Source organism: Paenibacillus sp. LRG-1, from assembly GCF_057220305.1.
This window is the reverse complement of record NZ_CM170126.1, coordinates 563,550-578,468: the sequence shown is the minus strand read 5'-3', so window position 1 is coordinate 578,468 and position 14,919 is coordinate 563,550. Positions and strand designations below refer to the sequence as shown.

The window sequence follows — 14,919 nt, the reverse complement described above, 5'->3', positions numbered from 1 at the left end:
ACTTGAATAGAGATATATTAGCACAAACAAAAAATATAGAATATTTATTTTTTTTAATACCATTACACCCTCCATTTTTATACAAAAAAATGCGGTCTCCAAAAGCCTAGGAACCACGCTGTGCCTGAGTTTGTAAGTTATTGGTGAAGGGATAACCCCCCGCCTTTGCGACATTGCCTAATTTGATATAATGAGTAATTTATACAATTTTTAGCAATTCAGTGCGTCCGATTTCACATATTAATGAAAAGCCTCTAGAATAGAAAAAGCCACTGTTTATTATCCTTGTTGTTAAAACTTAAAAGTATTATGTATTCAACATTAATATTCGATAATAAAGGTAACAAGATAAAATGAGCAACTACCTCAACCGATGAGGACACTCACAGGAGAATTCATCATGTTAAAAAAAATTCTATCCATTGCTCTACTTTCTGTAGCTCTAACAGCTTGTGGAAGCAATTTTAAAGAAACAACGACAAGGTCTGGGGCTTCAAGCACGTCCTTTGCTACTGAACAAACAGTAAGCAATGAAAATACTGCTCAGCAAGCTTCTACAAATGAGGTCACAGATAAACAATATTTATTTGCTGAATTCTTGAAAGATGGAACACCCGTGTTAACAGAAGATCAAGCTTCTATGGAACAAACCTCTTATGACTTCATTGCTAAAAACAGTGACTTATTTCCTTCCACAGATAAAAGCAAAGTCATTAATCTAGTAGACAAATCCGTAACAACAAAACACTTAAATAAAAATTTAAACTTATACTTAAACAAATTTGTAAAAATAAGCGGGGATGTAATAGATATAGAAGAAGATAACATTCCTATAGGGACAACGGCTATCGTTTATATTAGTGATGAAAATGATAATACAGTAATGGCAGTTTATCCGGGAGCAAGTGGAGAAATTTTTGAAGGAGACGTTGCTACAGTTATTGGAGTTCCTATCGCTAATTTTTCATATGAAAATGTTTCAGGTGGCTATACGAATACTACACTGTTAGCAGCTTCCTTTCTCGCGAAAGAAAATCAATAAATGTTAATCATGTAAGCCCTTCGGGGCTTTTTCTTTTAAGCAAAAACAGAATTAAACTGTTACGTTTCATTGTTAAAAAGTTATTATTTTACTTATTATTTAATATATGCATTAAAATGTTTAGACGATACATATTGAAACTGCTAAACTCGCATAAATAATACATAAATAAGGAGAGATTATTTTGAAACGAGTTATTTCGTCATTATTGCTACTGGGATTTATTACTCTAATATGTTTTAGTTCCTCGACATACGCTGCTACAAAAAACGTAGTGTGGGAAAAGAGCCAGTCTGTTTCGGCCACCGTAGATTCAAGTGGAACTAAAGCAAGTGTGGGAAAAACCAAAGGAAAATGGTATTGGGAAGTCACAGTAACAGCTCAAGCAAGTACCACAACTGGCATTGGTATCGTCGGTGAAGGTAAGCAATACAATGGACCAGGTGCAGGAGCTCTTCAGAACTGGATGTATTATGCTGCAAACGGAAACACTTTTCCGGGGATCGTTTCTTCTGGAAAGACCTACACATTAAAGGACGTTATTGGTGTGGCTTTGAATATGGATGATGACAAGATAAGCTGGTATAAGAATGGTGTATTCGTTTATACAAGTACCTTTAAACCAAGCGATCTTCCAGGAGAGATTGTGACTCCTTCGATCACAGGTGGTTCAGCTGGCAGCTTTTCGTTTGACACAAATTTTGGTGCGACTCCATTCACGCACAGTATTCCCGAAGGGTTCCTCCCCTACCAACAACCTGAAAATTCATTAACTCTTAATGCAACAGGGAATGAAGAAAATATTCAATTGCAGTGGAATGAAATAACAGGAGTCACTACTTATAAAATTGAAAGAGCACTAGCCCCTGGGGGTCCGTATGAAGAAATTGCCTCAGATATTTCTGGTACTTCTTATACTGATAATAAAGTTGAAGAAAACACTACCTATTATTACGTAGTTTCTGCGAATATCTCCATGGATCAAGTTGTATCCAATGAAGCAAATGCTATTGTAAAGAAATCCACGCCCGATCCGTCTGATCCAACCGAACCAGAACAACCTAGTGGTGACCGTGCCATCTTGATTGTAACGATGGACAATGGATTGGATAAGGAATTCGATCTGAGTAAAAAAGAACTGAATGCCTTTGTCGCTTGGTATGATGCTAAAGATGCCGGTAGAGGTGCTTCTTTCTTTGCCATTGATAAGCATAATAATAACAAAGGTCCATTCAGTAACCGTAAGGACTACGTAATATTCAATAAAATCCTTACATTTGAAGTAAGCGAGTATTCAACGAAATAAACAACAAGAGAGGTAGACTGTCCACTGTGCAGGACTCAAGATGCCTCGCGGCTTAAGTGGATCAGAAACCCACGCAAGGTTGCTTACAATAAGGTGTACAATCGCAGCATGTTTGATATATTTAAAGTGATTAGGAAGTTGTTCAAAAGAAAAAAGCTCTGCCGACCCATAAGGTTAGCAGAGCTTTTTATCTAATCTAATTTCGGGTAGATTATGAAAGAAAGAAGTCGTTGAATTTGATTGATGGGTCATTATCATACAATTCTTTTCACAAAATTAAACCCAACATGATTTAAGGATGATAACCAAGAGGATATAGAGCACCAAAATGGCCGCTGTAGAAGTCCACACACCGCAAACAGCTGCACCTGCACATCCGCTCATAGCTTTAGCCCTCCTTTATTTGTCGTCATTTTAATATATGTGTAAATATGTTTTATGACCGGGCATTCAGGTAAACATAAAACACCCCATTTACACACGCCAGCGGAATATTAGGATACTTTCCAATCGCTTGCTGATATCTTTGTTAATATGGGAGATGGGATATACACCGTGAAAAAGCCATGCTTAATAGTTCCTGATTGTAAATCTGATACTTACAGTTTTGATCCAACACCCAATTCGCAAATCCTACAGCTTTAGTGTAGCAATTATAATCATAGGGATTAATTTTAAACTCAAGAATATCCAGCATAATCTGATTCTCTTCATCTGATAATTCCAAACCCAACTGGCTAAACTGTCTTTGTCGAATTCTCCGAGCAGTGGCGTCTTGTATTGCTTTGTGTTGATTGGACACTTGTCCTTTATGTTGACGATAATACAATAAGTTTATGGGGAGGTTCGCTATTTGTACCTGTGAAGCTAATCGGTTCCACATTTCGTAGTCTTCGGCATGAGGATAATTACTATCATATTGAATGTTTAGCCGATGTATCATGCTATTGCGTATTATTGTGACAGGATGGCAGATACAGCAATGAAATAACAACCATGTTTTAATTTCTTCATGACTGGCCGGATTCACCTTAAGTACTCCTCCACTAGAAGTAGTAAAAGCAGCACCGCATACATCAATTAAGGGATTTTGATCCATAAATGATATTTGCACATCCAATCGATCTGGCGTAGAAATATCATCGCTATCCATACGAACGATATATTCACCAGTTGCCCTATTGAATCCCTCGTTTAAAGTAGCGACCAAACCTTGATTGGTACTATGAAAGATTTTAACCACTCTAGGATCTGTTATCTGTGAAATAAGAAAAGCAGATCCATCTATTGAGCCATCATCAATAATAATTAATTCAAAATCGGAATAGGTTTGAACTAAAATACTGTGGATTGCTTCCCAAACAAAAGCCACAGTATTATAAACTGGCAGTATAACTGAAGCTCGTGGCACAAGAAGTTCCCTCCATTCTACATTTTAAATTAAGAAAATATTATTTTACATAAAAGCAACTTCCCTATTTTTCTCGAAAACTAGTTCTTCATATATTCATGTTCTAAGTATATGTATTGGAATACGTTTCGAGGCGGCTTCTTGGTAAAAAAGGTCCTAATAAAGTGAAATCTTCAAACTCTTACTCTGGTTTGATTTATCGTTTAATAATCCTTACTCGAACAAAAAAGCGCGGTCCCCAAAAGCTTGGAAGCCGCGCTGTGCTTGAGTTTCATAGTATGCTGGTGAAGGAAATTCAACCCCCGGCCTACGCATTACGAGTGCTTCGTAATAGAATCAATAGAACTGAGCTTGTGGGAGAACGTATTTCGGTTCGACATACCGACTGCATTCATAGTTGTATTAACGATTCATTAAACCGATAAAAAAGCTTTCTATACCACCCTTTGGGGTGATTATAGAAAGCTAATCTGCTTTGCAGCTATAGCGCTTAAAATTTTCCAGGGAACTGTTTGACAATGCCTTCTGTCAGGATGTCCGCTAAATGAATCATATGGATCTCGTTTTTATCGGTTGATGCAATACCCGCTTTCCAATCTCCTTTGATATAGTCAAGGACTAATTCCGTAATCAACTGAAGGTGCGTATACAGCATATCTTGTAGTTTTTTAAACTGCCAGTTCGGATTCGCTGCACTTAAAAATTTGGCGATATCATCGGCGTTTGTACGCCAATCCGCCTCTAGCTTTTTCACATCCGCCTGATTACCCGCTTTAGCAGCCGCTACAATTTTCCCTGCGATTAGAATATGCTCCCTCAGAAGATCAGCCAGCTTATTACCAGCGGCTTCCCCATAATAAGGCTTGATCACATTGCCTATATCTTGCTGGTTCCGTAAAAGCCGGTCCAATACGTCCTTCTGATCTTGAAGATTAGATATGGCGCTGACAATATAGTTCCTCGTCCATATCGTATGGTCGATCCATACCTTCTGCATATCGCCTTTCAGTTGCACCATTTTGGAACTTAGGCAAGTAGAATCCTTCTCCTCCCCTACCTTCGCTTGCGCGACTACTAACGGAGTCATGCTAAAAACGAGCGCCAAGGTTAACGGCAATGCCAACAGCCATTTGTTTTTCAATTCATCTGCTCCTCTGTACTTTTGGAATAAAACAGGCTGTCTTATTATGGTTGAAATATCCGTTTTTAATTCAAAACACAAAAAAAGCCTGCCGGTGATTAGCCAGCAGAGCGACTTTATATACGCTTCAAAACATGAAATCATTAATGCAACAACAACCATTATCTTCATTTTTTTCAACATACGTATTTAGCATGCCCAGTAGAACTTATTTCATATACACACATTAATTCTTCACTACTGGGAATCATAAATTTGTACATCATTAAAATAAATAAGGAGTGGTTTTTATAATGGGTATCCTAAGCGGGAATCCAAAAGACGAGCCCATGCATTACGGAGAAATTTATAGTGTGTGGCAGTTGTCAGCGTTAGCGAAAGGCAGCGTTTCATTTTACCAAGCATGTTTAAACCACGCAGGAGACAAGGAACTCAAAAAAATACTGGATGATCTTATTGATCAAGCTAAACTGGAAATCCAAGAATGCGACGCAATGCTTACTGATAATGGTATTGCCCCAGCTCCTATTTTGCCTGAAAGACCCCCTGTGAAACTTGAGGATATCCCGGTTGGTGCAAGGTTTACTGATCCCGAAATTGCAGCTAAAATCGCATTAGATACCTCTGTGGGATTGACATCTTGCAGCCAAGCTATGGGTCAATCCATTAGAGAAGACATCGGGGCTTTATTTGCGAAATATCATCTAACTAAGACTGCTTTGGGAGTCCGTATTCTAAAAATGAACAAAGAAAAGGGTTGGCTAATACCTCCTCCTCTTCAATTAAAAAGACCTGAACCAGTTAAAGCCTAAATTTCCTGTACGATTCTTCAACACACCGTTCCTTAGATTGTTTAACAAAAATCCCCGCCGACCAGTTAAGGTTTGCGGGGATTTAATCTTATTTAGAGTATTTACTTAACTTGACCGTTTGATATTTTGAGTAGATGTCTCCTTTGTAAGGTATAAGGAGATAACAATCCTAAAGTTAAGGGCGCATGCAATTGTAGTTATAATATGAATTGATTGGGAGAAGAATGCTCCCTCCAACAAAAAAGCACGTCCTCCAAAAGTTTGGAAGCCACGCTGTGCTTGAGTTTTTAGCTATGCTGGTGAAGGGAATTGAACCCCCGCCCTACGCATTACGAGTGCGTTCCGGTACAGTTCAGGATAGATTAATGAATATCTAGAGGATGCCGTGATAAGTGGCATCCTTTTGTTCGCTAAAGGACAGTTAGGCCATAGCTAGTGCTACAATCGGCATGAGAGAAATTTCTCAAATAAATTAAAGCATCTTTTGGAAGTATTTTTCAATAGATAGATTAACTCAATTACTAAGGCTTGAACCAACAAAATCCATAGAGTGGTGACAAGGATGGCAGTCGATCTTAGCTATAAAAAGGAAAAGCATTCACATCCTTGACTTTCCCCTGCACGGGAAACTGTATACTCACATTATGTTATAGATTGGAGATGATATTTTGTTCAAAATCAGTGCATTTTCCAGGCTAAGCAAGGTCTCCTTAAAAACACTGCGTTATTACGACCAGATTAGCATACTTAAGCCAAGAAAAGTGGATTACGATACGGGCTACCGTTACTATTCCGCAGATCAGCTTCTTGAGCTCAACCGAATCTTAATCTATAAGGAATTGGGTTTTACATTGCCCCAAATTAAACAGCTGCTTCAGGAAGATATTTCATTGGAGAATATTCAAGGCATGTTTAAGCTGAAAAGAAGTGAAATCCAGCATATCATCGATACGGAACAAGCCAAACTCGTCAGGATTGAGGAGCGTATGCAGCTTATAGAAAAAGAGGGGCAATTCGAAACGGGTCAAGAAGTCAGAGTCAAAGCAGATGGTGCTCAATCGTTTTTTTATCAGAAAACATGCGGGAAAGAAGAGGACATTCCGGATTTGTTTCGTCAATTTGATCAGTTATTAACAACGGAAATTCGCCAGCTGATCCAAGGCCCTCAGGTTGTTTTGTGGAAAGACATCGACGGAAAAGAGGATGAGTTTGAGTTTGAAGTCGGTTATTTTTTAACCTGTGAGCTGCGGTCATTTCCAGAACCGTTTCGGCTACGGACTCTTCCTCCTGAACCGATGATGGCTACAATGGCTTTTCATTCAAATTCAAAATTTGATGGTGCGGCCTGTGTTCATTTAGCTAAATGGATTGAGAAAAATAACTATCAGATCAAGGAAAACGAATTAGGTAGGGAACTATATTTACCGTTAACTCCAGAACGAGATGCACAATTCATAGAAATACAAATTCCCATTATAAATAGATAACTGAAGAAGGTGGAGTGGGGTAAATTGAAAAATAAACGGATCATCTATGTCCTGGCACTGGCTGTTTTTCTGATTGGAACCATTGAATATATTATTACGGGAGTCATTGAGATGATCGCTGTGGACTTGGGAGTATCTACTTCAGAAGCTGGGTTATTGGTGACTGTGTTTGCTCTCGCCGCGGCCATTGTCGCTCCGATTTTGATTGCATTAACGATCAATGCAGATCGCAAGAAACTACTAATGACCACCCTTGGTGTGTTTATTGCCAGCAACGGACTTATGTTTGTAGATCTTGCTTATGAAACAGTACTATGGATACGAATTATCCAAGGGGCTAGCGGAGGAATCGCTACCGTTGTAGCCATGGCAGTAGCGACACGACTCGTTGAAAAAGAAAAAAGGGGCAATGCCATCGGTATCATTTTGATGGGGCTTAGCAGTTCGCTAGTGCTTGGTGTTCCCATGGGCACATTTTTTAGTGAGATGTTTGGATGGAGAGTGCTATTTGTTTTAATCGGATTATTAAGTGTTCTTCCATTACTTATCATCTATAAAAAAGTTCCGGCAATCAAAGAAGAAGAAAAGGTTACCCTAAGAATGCAGCTCTCTATTTTAAGAAATCCAACCATTCTGATGGCCTTGGTTATTACGTTATTTTATGTCGGCGGCTATTCTACACTGTTTACTTATATTACGCCTTTCTTGCAAGCCACGTCCTCTCTTTCCATGACAGAAATTAGCGGTGTTCTGTTCCTGGCGGGCATTTGCAGCTTTGTCGGATCAAGAGTGGGCGGACAATTGGCAGATGCAAAGGGATCGAAATTTACCATTTGTCTCGGGCTCATGTTACAAGGGGCGACTCTTCTTTTATTCGCTCTAGCCGGAGTCAATCTCTTGGTATTAATCTTGGTTTTAATGATTTTTATGTTAGCAACTTGGAGTATTTCCCCGGCCCAGCAACTTTATCTGGTTACTCTGGCGCCTCGAAATCCGGACATTGCTCTTAGCGTAAATACTTCGTTCATCCAATTTGGTTTTGCACTGGGATCTGGATTAGGCGGGCTAGTCATCAGTCGTACATCTGTCCTATATTTGAATTGGCTGGGTTTTGCCGCTGTAAGCATAGCTTTACTTCTTGCCATCTTACTATTTAAAAAAATGAGCAGTAGGACTGGAACCCCTATTGTTACTAAATAAGAAATGGACTGGACACCCACATCCAGTGCAATTTCAAAGATGGTATATATCGTCTTAAAATACAGATCCTAGCTTAATGTAGCTGCAAACAGTTCTATATCCGATTTTGACACTTTATATGTATGATTCATGCTGATCACCTTGATAATTCATTCGGTGAACGATGTAGTAATTCCTTCAACAAAAATCCCCGCCGACCAGTTAAGGTTAGCGGGGATTTGCTTTGCTTACGTTTAAGCACCTCCAATGGTAACGTAAGGCTGAATACTATTGTGGTGGTTAAGGGCTTGATCCGGCACAGTAACAATAAACAAAAAGCTAGCCGCGATGATCAGCAGTACCATTTTTTTTAACATTGGTCATCCACACCTTTTCAATGAAATTTAAAAATGCTGCTTTAGTTTCTGAAACTGCATAATCCCGAAAATGTAAAAACAAACCCATACAGTTTATAAAATTAGTCTCATTATTTAATGTATGATAACTTACCATTGCATACATCAAATGTTTAAAACCATCAATGTAAGAGCCTCGATGTAAATAATAATAAGCTAACTCGTAACCAAACCACGCGATATAATCCGGTATCACCTGTTGGGTATACATATCATCTGATGATGGTTGCTGTTGTGCAAAAGCGTTTATTTCGGCTTCAAATTGTTGAAGTATACCTTCCACATCTATGTTATATTGGTTTGCTGAAATTATAACATTCAACAGTTTTGAGATTTTCTCATTCTCGTTAGTGGCTGATGTCACTGCAATATATTCAACATAATCTTGAAGCACACTTATATCTCCTGACAACAGTTTATATACGTAAGTATTACCTTCTGCCCAACTTTTAAACAAGCTAACCCAGTGTTGAGTGTCGTCGTCAGTCTCTTTGACCCAATCTAGATTAGCGTAGGTGTATGTATAATCTAGAGCTTGTTGATAGTCGCCTTGGGCTTCACAGACACTTGCACACAATAAATCGGCATATGAAATATATACAAACAACGGGCGACTTAGCTTCTTGGCAGACTCATCACGCTCTCGACTCTCTTGTTGATGTTTTAGCGAATATTGAGCTTTCGCCTTCTGCTTCATTTTTTTCGCCGCTTCATCTACCTTGTTCCATTTACGCAAAGACCTGTACACATTAGCCAAGTCCTTCAATGCATCAAGCTGGTCTATTTCATCTAGGCGTTCAATAAAAGCTTCAAATATCGTAGCTGCACTGAGATTGCGACTTTGATCGTCTCCAACTTGAATCGTGAATATACGATATTGACAGATGGCTAAACGTTCAGAATGTTGGTACTTCTCCGCTTCAGCTACGCCCTCATAGAGCAGCAATGCAGCCTCATGTCGTCCCTGTGCTAATAGTACTTCTGCTATATCAAATAGTTTAGGCGAATAGAGTACGTTGTCCATAATGCTTCCCACCACTCGACGGATCGCATCCAGCTTGTCCAACTCCGCACAGCGAAACAAAAACGGCTCGATTCGTCTCATATTCGGGGGAGTGTCGATGATGTAGTTTTCTATAAATAAGTCGTAAAAGTAGCCCTCCGGTAAATCCATAGCTTCAGTAATTAGGTCAAGCTGGTTAACAGACATAGACTTATTCCCCGTCACAATAGCACTTACTATTCCCCTATTCATGCCTGCTATATGCCCGAATTGCGTTAGACTCATGCTCTCTTGTTTTAAGTATCTGTCTAATTCTGCTCGTATCGTAGGTGTATGCTTCATGCCATAGCCACCCTTCGCATAAACTTTCCATAATTTTTAAAAACATACTTCATTTTTCACCAAAATTAACCACCTGTCAATATACTATGCAACTAATGTAAGAATTCGATTTTTAGCATGAAACAAAACAAAGAACTAATTATATATAGCATAATAATCCTACTAAAAAGACCTCAGCGTAGAAGATTGTCCTGAATCACAAAAAAGCGCGCCCTCCAAAAGCTTGGAAGCCGCGCTGTGCTTGAGTTGATAGCTATGCTGGTGAAGGGAATTGAACCCCCGGCCTACGCATTACGAGTGCGTTGCTCTACCCCTGAGCTACACCAGCAGGTCAGTGTAACTGACAACAAAAACTATTATACTCTTAGTTACATAAAAATCAATCACTTACATCAACTTTTTCAACTAGGATTTGGATTTAGTTCGGTAACATTTCCTGTCGCGGTGCCCGATAGTTTCTCTGCGACGGAACGGAGCTTTTGGTGGCTGGAGGAAGGCTTGTCACGGCGATCATCAATTTTGACCGAGGTGGAAACACGCTTAGCTCCAGACAGGAATGGCGCTTCGTGCAGCGCAGCAATGGCGGTGAACACATCGTCCAACGAACCTTCAATAATCGTACTCATGGAGGTAAGCTCATAGGTAATTCCTTTTTGAGTCTTCAACACTTTTTGCATCTGGGCAACGTAGTCGCTCAGGCTTGTACTCCCCGTTCCAATCGGGATCACTGTCACTTCTGCAATAGCCATCGCCAAGTTCCTCCTTTTAATTTAAAATCGTCACTTCTTTAAAAATCTAAAACCTCAGTCCGATAGAACGAGAACCTTATTTCACAAAAAAAGTTCATATGTATGCTGCTTGTTTCTGTAGGAAACATCTTTATCATTCATTGTACCGTTCAAACTGCCTCAATTCAAATACAGCCCGCGACTTCTCTGCATATTTTGATTTTCCATTCCTTTTCCTTTACGTATGGCTTCGAATGTTGCTATAATACTCCTTGCACTTATTTGAAATTTTAAGTTTATACACACAATATGTTGGGTTAAATATTCATAACACGTCTAAATATAGTGATGTAGCCGATAAATCGTACGGGAACCATCTTTTCCCCCTTCATTGGCAGGTGCATCGCTATTTCTATGTTATTGGATTACATACAGCCCCCAAATGCTGTCTGACCATCGCTTTTTTCGCCATTATCTTCTCATCATGATCATTTTCATGCTATTCCCAAGTATGATTCCAAATCAGGAAAGCGAGGAATTAATCCTATGCCACAACTCGTAACCAAACCAAACAATCGCCAGTTGGCTTTTGATGAAATACGCATTTCCGTATATGCCGACCGTGTACTCAGCGGGCTGGACAAGCTGGATAAAGATCGTCTCATTCGCGGTGTAACTAGCAAGCTGCGCCGGGACGAAGTCACGGGGGATGACATCAGCAACGCGTTTGCGATGGCTGCCCTTGAATTGGTTAGTAAGGAAGAACCGGACTGGAAATTTGCCGCTGCACGTGCTTTGCTCACTTCCTTGTATAAAAAAGCTGCTACTCACCGACGTTACAAATCCTATGCGGACGAGCCTTACGGCGCTTTTTATCCGCTGATTACCGATTTGGTCCAAAAAGGAATTTACCGTCAAGAACTGCTCGACTACTATACCAAGGAGCAGATTGATGAGCTGGGCGATTCCATATTGCCGAAAAATGACCTGCTGTTCGATTATATCGGGCTATTAACGCTGTCTGAGCGCTATTTGGCCAATGATTTTGATGGACGCGTAATGGAACTGCCGCAAGAACGCTACATGATCATCGCGATGTACCTGATGCACCAAGAGCCTGCCGACAAGCGTATGGAGCTGGTCAAGGAAGCATACTGGGCGATGAGCAACATGTACATGACGGCAGCTACACCAACCATGTCCAATGCCGGAAAAAAGGTGGCCGGACAGCTCTCCAGCTGCTTTATCGACACCGTAGACGACTCCCTGGAAGGTATTTTCGACTCCAATACGGATGTAGCCCGTCTTAGCAAAATGGGCGGCGGCATCGGCGTGTACCTCGGTAAAGTACGGGCGCGCGGGTCCGATATCCGTGGACATAAAAATACAAGTTCTGGCGTCATTCCGTGGATTCGTCAGCTGAACAATACAGCTGTTAGCGTAGACCAATTGGGTACTCGCAAAGGTGCAATTGCCGTATATCTGGACGTATTCCATAAGGACATCCTCGCGTTCCTTGACCTGAAGCTGAACAACGGTGACGAGCGGATGCGTGCACATGACGTGTTCCACGGCGTATGTCTACCCGATCTGTTCATGGAGCGGGTCGAAGCACGGGGCGAATGGAATCTGTTCTGTCCGCATGAAGTGAAGAAGGTGATGGGCTGGAAAGATGACAAGGGTCGTCCACTGGGCCTGGAAGATTTTTATGATGAAACCTTCGGTTCAGGTACCTTCCGCGAAAAGTATGAGGAGGCGTCACAGCATCCCATTCTCTCTCGTATTACAGTGCCTGCCATCGACATCATGAAGCGCCTGATGAAATCACAACTGGAAACAGGTACACCGTACATGTTCTATCGTGATACGGTAAACCGGGCCAACCCGAACCGCGCCCATGGTATGGTATATTCCTCCAACCTGTGTACGGAAATTATGCAAAACCAATCTGCAACTGTAGTGGAAAAAGAAGAACTGGTCACCAAGGACGGACAAACACGCATTGTTATTTCCAAAATTCCTGGCGACTTTGTTGTTTGCAACCTGAACTCCATCCATCTGGCTCGTGCGGTTCCGGCAGGTGTGCTGGATCGCCTCGTACCGATTCAGGTACGTATGCTGGATAATGTTATTGATATCAACAACATTGAAGTGCTGCAAGCACAATATACGAACAGCCAATATCGCGCTGTCGGTCTAGGTACATTTGGACTGCATCATCTACTCGCACTGGAAGGTATCCGTTGGGAATCCGATGAAGCGGTAACCTATAACGATCATTTGTATGAAAAGATTAACTACCTGGCAGTCAAATCCAGCATGGAGCTAGCGAAAGAAAAAGGCCGTTATGCGAAATTCGAGGGTTCTGACTGGTCTAGCGGGCACTATTTCACTTCCCGTGGCTATACGGACGGTACACGTGAAGGCAAATTTGTCACTACGTCCGAGTGGAGCGAGCTTGCAGAAGAAGTCAAACAAAATGGTGTCCGCAACGCATGGCTGTTCGCCATCGCGCCTAACGGTTCCACGTCTATCATCGCAGGCTCTACCGCCAGCATTGATCCATTGTATGAGTTGCTTTCCTATGAAGAGAAAACAACTTACAAGATCGCTAACCCAGCACCGGACTTGAACGAGAAAACCATCTGGTACTACAAGACAGCTTTCTTGCTGGATCAACACGCTTCGATCAACATGGCTTCTGCACGTCAGCGTCATATTGACCAAGGCCAAAGCTTTAACCTGTATGTACGGCCTGATATTAAAGCAACTGAATTTTTAGAGCTGCACATCCATGCCTGGAAATCAGGTATGAAATCGACCTATTATGTACGCAGCCGCGCACTGACGATTGAAGAATGTGATAGCTGCGCATCCTAAACTAAAGGAGAGAAGCTCTCATGCAGTTACAGAAGATTTTTAACACGGAAGCGCCAAATCGCTCTACCCGTATTATTGAAGGCGAAAGCTCCGGTATTTTGAATTGGAACGATATTCGGATGCCGCATATGTACAAACTGTATAAAGTACTGCTGCTGAACCACTGGATTCCAGATGAAATTCCGATGTCCAAGGACGCGTCCCAGTTCCCTGTGCTGGATGCCGAAGAACAGCGCACCTTCAAAATTAACATCGGCTTGCTGGCTGTGCTGGATTCCATGCAAACGATGTTTGTCGGGGATGTAAAACGCTATTTTACCGATTCATCGCTGGAAGCTATTTCGGCGATTATCGGGCAGCAGGAAGTGGTGCATAACCAGTCCTACTCCTACGTTCTGTCTTCTTTGGTGTCAGATCAGGAACAGAAGGAAATTTTTGAATACTGGAAAAACGATCCTGTCCTGCTGGAGCGTAACACATTCATCTCGGATATTTACCAGGAGTTCCGCGATGAGCAGAACCCGCAAACCTTTTTCCAAGCGATGGTAGCCGATTTGATTTTGGAGGGCATTTTCTTTTACAGCACATTTGCTTTCTTCTACAATTTGGCCCGTGATCAGAAAATGATGGCAACCAGCCAAATGATCTCGTATATTCAGCGTGATGAAAATCAGCATTGCTACTTCTTTGCCGAAGTGTTCAAGCAGCTATTGTCCGATTTCCCTGAGCTGAACACCAAGGAAAATACGGACTATGTCTATCGTATGATTAACCGCGCTGTGGAGCTGGAAACGAATTGGGCGCATTATACGCTCAAAGAGGTTCGCGGCATCGACTTGAACGAGCTGAGCGATTATATCAAATACATGGCAAATATGCGCCTGAGATTGCTTGGTATGGACAAAGCATACGAAGGCGTAGATGTAAACTGTATGCCTTGGATTAAACCATTCTCAGACGAAGCGCTGAATGCGACAAAAACGGACTTTTTTGAAGCAAAATCACGCAATTATGGCAAGGTCGGAGATGACAACGGATTTGACGATTTGTAAGTCATAAGATACAGCCTTAACTCGGTACTTACCGGGCTAAGGCTTTTTTCATGAGAATTTACGCAAATACGCAAAAAAAATCATGAAACATCTGAATTACTATTCATATTTTCCTATTTG

General features: G+C 41.1%; 12 protein-coding genes and 2 tRNA genes. 7 read left to right on the top strand and 7 right to left on the bottom strand.

Annotation, left to right across the window (positions count from 1 at the left end; translation table 11 throughout):
- Positions 1 to 400 precede the first annotated feature (400 nt).
- On the top strand, positions 401 to 1,042 hold the full coding sequence (locus ACUUJN_RS02585; protein WP_023986760.1) for a hypothetical protein: 642 nt from the start codon (positions 401 to 403) through the stop codon (positions 1,040 to 1,042).
- A 184-nt stretch (positions 1,043 to 1,226) separates the two neighbouring features.
- Positions 1,227 to 2,348 carry an SPRY domain-containing protein gene (locus ACUUJN_RS02580; protein ID WP_053324515.1) on the top strand — a complete coding sequence of 374 codons (1,122 nt, stop codon included), beginning with the start codon at positions 1,227 to 1,229 and terminating at the stop codon, positions 2,346 to 2,348.
- 276 nt (positions 2,349 to 2,624) lie between these two features.
- Here the strand turns inward: ACUUJN_RS02580 and ACUUJN_RS02575 are convergent, their stop codons facing one another.
- The 3 genes from ACUUJN_RS02575 to ACUUJN_RS02565 form a co-directional block, all read right to left on the bottom strand.
- Positions 2,625 to 2,732 carry a hypothetical protein gene (locus ACUUJN_RS02575; protein WP_023986758.1) on the bottom strand — a complete coding sequence of 36 codons (108 nt, stop codon included), beginning with the start codon at positions 2,730 to 2,732 and terminating at the stop codon, positions 2,625 to 2,627.
- A gap of 145 nt (positions 2,733 to 2,877) precedes the next feature.
- A complete protein-coding gene (locus ACUUJN_RS02570) occupies positions 2,878 to 3,759 on the bottom strand; it encodes a glycosyltransferase family 2 protein (RefSeq protein ID WP_484669232.1) in 882 nt (293 codons plus the stop codon).
- Positions 3,760 to 4,249: 490 nt separating this feature from the next.
- Positions 4,250 to 4,900, bottom strand: coding sequence for a glycosyltransferase (locus ACUUJN_RS02565; RefSeq protein WP_338533165.1), 651 nt, complete (start codon positions 4,898 to 4,900; stop codon positions 4,250 to 4,252).
- Positions 4,901 to 5,193: 293 nt separating this feature from the next.
- Between ACUUJN_RS02565 and ACUUJN_RS02560 the strand changes: the two genes are divergently transcribed.
- Positions 5,194 to 5,712 carry a DUF3231 family protein gene (locus ACUUJN_RS02560; protein ID WP_023986755.1) on the top strand — a complete coding sequence of 173 codons (519 nt, stop codon included), beginning with the start codon at positions 5,194 to 5,196 and terminating at the stop codon, positions 5,710 to 5,712.
- Between the two features lie 297 nt (positions 5,713 to 6,009).
- Here the strand turns inward: ACUUJN_RS02560 and ACUUJN_RS02555 are convergent.
- Positions 6,010 to 6,070, bottom strand: a tRNA-Thr gene (locus ACUUJN_RS02555).
- Between the two features lie 310 nt (positions 6,071 to 6,380).
- Here ACUUJN_RS02555 and ACUUJN_RS02550 point away from each other — a divergent pair.
- Entirely contained in the window at positions 6,381 to 7,199 is an 819-nt protein-coding gene (locus ACUUJN_RS02550) for a MerR family transcriptional regulator (RefSeq protein ID WP_484669231.1), read from the top strand.
- A 24-nt stretch (positions 7,200 to 7,223) separates the two neighbouring features.
- Positions 7,224 to 8,399 (top strand): MFS transporter, encoded by a 1,176-nt coding sequence (locus ACUUJN_RS02545; protein ID WP_071559400.1) that lies wholly within the window; start codon positions 7,224 to 7,226, stop codon positions 8,397 to 8,399.
- A 318-nt stretch (positions 8,400 to 8,717) separates the two neighbouring features.
- On the opposite strand, the gene ACUUJN_RS02540 is transcribed toward ACUUJN_RS02545, so the two are convergent.
- The 3 genes from ACUUJN_RS02540 to ACUUJN_RS02530 form a co-directional block, all read right to left on the bottom strand.
- Positions 8,718 to 10,139 (bottom strand): transcriptional regulator, encoded by a 1,422-nt coding sequence (locus tag ACUUJN_RS02540; RefSeq protein ID WP_071559401.1) that lies wholly within the window; start codon positions 10,137 to 10,139, stop codon positions 8,718 to 8,720.
- Positions 10,140 to 10,395: 256 nt separating this feature from the next.
- Positions 10,396 to 10,467 (bottom strand) — tRNA-Thr (locus ACUUJN_RS02535).
- 73 nt (positions 10,468 to 10,540) lie between these two features.
- Entirely contained in the window at positions 10,541 to 10,888 is a 348-nt protein-coding gene (locus tag ACUUJN_RS02530) for an MTH1187 family thiamine-binding protein (protein WP_013308518.1), read from the bottom strand.
- 525 nt (positions 10,889 to 11,413) lie between these two features.
- Between ACUUJN_RS02530 and ACUUJN_RS02525 the strand changes: the two genes are divergently transcribed.
- Positions 11,414 to 13,747, top strand: coding sequence for a ribonucleoside-diphosphate reductase subunit alpha (locus ACUUJN_RS02525; protein ID WP_028541188.1), 2,334 nt, complete (start codon positions 11,414 to 11,416; stop codon positions 13,745 to 13,747).
- Positions 13,748 to 13,767: 20 nt separating this feature from the next.
- Positions 13,768 to 14,799, top strand: a complete 1,032-nt coding sequence (locus tag ACUUJN_RS02520) for a ribonucleotide-diphosphate reductase subunit beta (RefSeq protein ID WP_023986750.1) — start codon at positions 13,768 to 13,770, stop codon at positions 14,797 to 14,799.
- The last annotated feature ends 120 nt before the right edge of the window (positions 14,800 to 14,919 follow it).